The following is a 502-nucleotide window of genomic DNA, read 5'->3' on the forward strand; positions in this document are numbered from 1 at the left end:
GTGACCGGCAGGAAAACCTGAAACTGTCCCGTGATCGCGCACAGTCGGTCGCCGATGTGCTGATCGACCTGGGTGTTGACGACAAGCGCATTCAGGTCGAGGGTTATGGTCAGCAATATCCGGTCGATGTGAATGCCTCCGAGCGTGGGCGAGCACAAAATCGTCGTGTAGAAATCGTCTTTTCCGACGACAAGGGCCAGCTAGGCGCTGCCCGGTAAGAAAAAATCTGAAAAAAAGCCCGGCGTCGGAAACGGGTCCGGGTTTTTTTTGGCTTAAAAAGCCGTGAACTTGGCATCTTTACCTGACAATATTTTTTGTCAGAGCGCACAATGATGGGCCTGAAGAGAAACTGTCCCCGTACACTTTTCGACTGTTCCGGTCTTTAGGCTATCATCTCCCCTACAAAAACAAATTGCGGGTCGGTTCGAGGCTGTGTCATGACCAATCTTTTGCTTTATCAACGCATCGCTCAGCAGTTGGCGGAAGACATCCGTCGGGGCGT

General features: G+C 52.0%; 2 protein-coding genes. Both read left to right on the plus strand.

Annotated features, from left to right (window positions below; genetic code table 11):
- Nucleotides 1-218 (plus strand): OmpA family protein (locus NRB16_RS29410; RefSeq protein ID WP_257107635.1); only part of this gene is annotated, 218 nt, incomplete at its 5' end.
- A gap of 219 nt (nt 219-437) precedes the next feature.
- The coding region (locus NRB16_RS29940) for a hypothetical protein (RefSeq protein ID WP_373568526.1) at nt 438-502 on the plus strand (65 nt) is incomplete at its 3' end.

It is taken from the genome of Pseudomonas sp. LJDD11 (assembly GCF_024584215.1).
Classification (GTDB): Bacteria; Pseudomonadota; Gammaproteobacteria; order Pseudomonadales; family Pseudomonadaceae; genus Aquipseudomonas.